3 protein-coding genes and 1 pseudogene are annotated in these 2,613 nt (G+C 62.4%); 2 read left to right on the top strand and 2 right to left on the bottom strand.

Annotated elements, in window-relative coordinates; translation table 11 throughout:
* Together ACEQXV_RS19915 and ACEQXV_RS19910 are read left to right on the top strand one after the other, a co-directional pair.
* Positions 1 to 126, top strand: a pseudogene (locus tag ACEQXV_RS19915) (oxidoreductase); the annotation flags it as partial.
* 70 nt (positions 127 to 196) lie between these two features.
* On the top strand, positions 197 to 1,048 hold the full coding sequence (locus ACEQXV_RS19910; RefSeq protein WP_370270618.1) for a ferredoxin--NADP reductase: 852 nt from the start codon (positions 197 to 199) through the stop codon (positions 1,046 to 1,048).
* A 60-nt stretch (positions 1,049 to 1,108) separates the two neighbouring features.
* Here the strand turns inward: ACEQXV_RS19910 and ACEQXV_RS19905 are convergent, their stop codons facing one another.
* Entirely contained in the window at positions 1,109 to 1,687 is a 579-nt protein-coding gene (locus ACEQXV_RS19905) for a hemerythrin domain-containing protein (RefSeq protein ID WP_370250794.1), read from the bottom strand.
* A gap of 107 nt (positions 1,688 to 1,794) precedes the next feature.
* Positions 1,795 to 2,337: a translation initiation factor IF-3 gene (gene infC / locus ACEQXV_RS19900; protein ID WP_370270620.1), complete on the bottom strand. Its 543-nt coding sequence runs from the start codon at positions 2,335 to 2,337 to the stop codon at positions 1,795 to 1,797.
* Between the last annotated feature and the right edge of the window lie 276 nt (positions 2,338 to 2,613).

The raw sequence follows: 2,613 nt of genomic DNA, 5'->3' as shown, positions 1-2,613 counted from the left end.
CGCCGATCGGGATTCGATGACGTGGAAATTGACCGTGCCCTCGCCACGCGTCAGCCCGAGGATCAGTGGCTTGCACGCGCCAACTGGCGCGACCATGACCATCGGTCGCGGCTACGTGTCGCCTGAGTGCCCCTTTTCCTGACCTAGATCAAAGCTTAATGAGGGAGTCGGCTTTACTGAGGCCGCAACTGAAGACATGACCGAGCATAGACCTGTGACCGAAGCGACCGCATCGCCTGTGAAAGTTCCCACCCTGCCCGACGCCCAGACCGTGACCGAGGTGCAGCATTACACCGATCGCCTGTTTTCCTTCCGCTGCACGCGTCCGGCATCGCTGCGCTTCCGCTCGGGCGAGTTCGTGATGATCGGCCTGATGCAGACCGACCCCAAGACGGGTAAGGAAAAGCCGCTGCTGCGCGCCTATTCCATCGCCTCACCCTCCTGGGACGAGGAACTGGAATTCTACTCGATCAAGGTCCCCGACGGCCCTCTGACCAGCCGCCTGCAACATATCGAGCCGGGCGACCAGATCATCCTGCGCCCCAAACCCGTGGGCACGCTGGTCCATGACGCGCTGCTGCCGGGCAAGCGGATCTGGTTCTTTGCCACCGGCACCGGCTTTGCCCCTTTCGCGAGCCTCCTGCGCGAGCCGCAAACCTATAGCGATTATGACGAGGTCATCATCACCCATACCTGCCGCGAGGCGGGCGAGCTGACCTATGGCGCGGGCATCATCGACAACCTCAAGGACGACGAACTGCTCAACGAGGTGATCGGCGAAGGCTTCTGGAAGAAGATCAAGTACTATCCCACCACCACCCGCGAAGAGAGCCCCAAGATGGGCCGCATCACCGACCTGATGCGCTCGGGCGAGGCTTTCGAGGATCTGGGCGTGCCACCGCTCAACCCCGAAACCGACCGCGCGATGATCTGCGGCAACCTCGCCTTCAATCTCGAACTCAAAGAGATGCTGGAGGAATACGGGCTGGAGGAAGGCGCGAATTCCGACCCCAAGACCTACGTGGTTGAAAAAGCCTTTCTCGACTGACCAAGGCTGCACCCGGACACGCGACAGGGCCGCCGATTGGGGCGGCCCTTTTTGCTGGACCTAAAGCCCGCCATGCACGCCGAGTGCCTCTTCGAGTTCGTCTTCTTCATAGCCGAAATGGGACCGCACCACCCGTTCCAGTGCCTCGAAGGTCTGACGCGCCTCGTCGAAGGCGTCCGCCCCCGGATCCTGCACCAGCCGCACCGCGTCGGCATAGAGCCGTTCCAGCAGGGCATGCACGACCTTGTGTTCCTCGCGCAGCTTGGCGATGACCTTGCGCAGCCCGTCGCTGCCGCGCGCCTCCAGATGCGGGAAGACCTGATGCTCTTCCGCCCCGTGGTGGTAGTCCAGGAACTGGCATTCCTGCCCGCACAGATTGCCGAATTGGCGGTAGTTGCGCAGCATCTCCATCTGCGGCACGGCCTGCGCCAGCGCGGCGGGGGCGACGGTGCCCGTCGCGATGCTGTCCATCATCCGGCGCACCTGGCCCATCTGTTGCAGATGCATCCGGTGGATCGCCGCCAGTTGCCGTCCGTTGCGCCGTTGCCAATCGGTGACCCCCTCGATGCGCGGGGCTTTCGGGCGCGCCGCTTCGTCGAGGTCGGCGACATCGGGCCGCCGGTTCATGCCGTCATCCATGTCCTGCCCCTCTTTTCCGTTGCCCAAAGGTGTAACCCGGTCTGCGCAAAAGAAAAGGGCGCGGCCCTTTCGGTCCACGCCCCACGTCGTCGGATGCCTGCCGTGGCTTATTTCGCCGGGCCGATCATCATCACCATCTGGCGGCCTTCCATCTTGGGCATGTTCTCGATCTTGCCGATCTCCTTCACGTCCTCAGCCACCCGTTCCAGCAGTTCCCGGCCCAGGTTCTGGTGCGCCATTTCGCGGCCGCGGAACCGCAGGGTCACCTTCACCTTGTCGCCGTTTTCGAGGAACCGGAACACGTTGCGCATCTTGACCTCATAGTCATGCGTGTCGGTGTTCGGACGGAACTTGACCTCTTTAACCTCGATGGTCTTCTGCTTCTTGCGGGCTTCGGATTCCCGCTTCTGCTGTTCATACTTGAACTTGCCGAAGTCCATGATCTTGCAAACGGGCGGGGTCGCGTTGGGCGAAATCTCCACCAGGTCAAGACCGGCTTCGGCGGCCAGATCCATCGCGCGGGAGGGCGTCACGACGCCAACATTCTCTCCGTCTGCGCCGATCAGGCGAATTTCCGGGGCCCGGATGCGATCGTTGATGCGGGGGCCGGTGTCGCGCTGCGGGGGCGCGTTATGGGGTCTGCGGGCTATGTTGAATATCCTTCTGTTGCCACGAGTTGAGGTGCCCGAACCTAACCCCGCCTCACCCATGGTTCAAGGCGAATCCCGGCCATTTGCCGCAGGAAATGCAGGGGGTGATGCGTTCTCGTTGCACTGCGGCATCACCAGGCGTATGGGAAGGGCCGATATCAACACGCCGGAGTATCGGAGTACCCAATGTCCCGCGCCCTTTATGTCATTATCATTCTCGTGGGCCTCGGCCTGATCGGCTACACCATGATGCCGACGCCCGAGCCCGAAGAAACC

The organism is Nioella sp., from assembly GCF_964229645.1.
GTDB lineage: Bacteria > Pseudomonadota > Alphaproteobacteria > Rhodobacterales > Rhodobacteraceae > Nioella.
The sequence above is the reverse complement of the archived record's forward strand: the minus strand, read 5'-3'. Positions and strand labels throughout refer to the sequence as shown.

Bases quoted from the DNA above. Each gene is read 5' to 3' on its own strand.
- ACEQXV_RS19910 (WP_370270618.1), top strand. From the start codon at position 197: ATGACCGAGCATAGACCTGTGACCGAAGCGACCGCATCGCCTGTGAAA.
- ACEQXV_RS19905 (WP_370250794.1), bottom strand. From the start codon at position 1,687: ATGGATGACGGCATGAACCGGCGGCCCGATGTCGCCGACCTCGACGAA.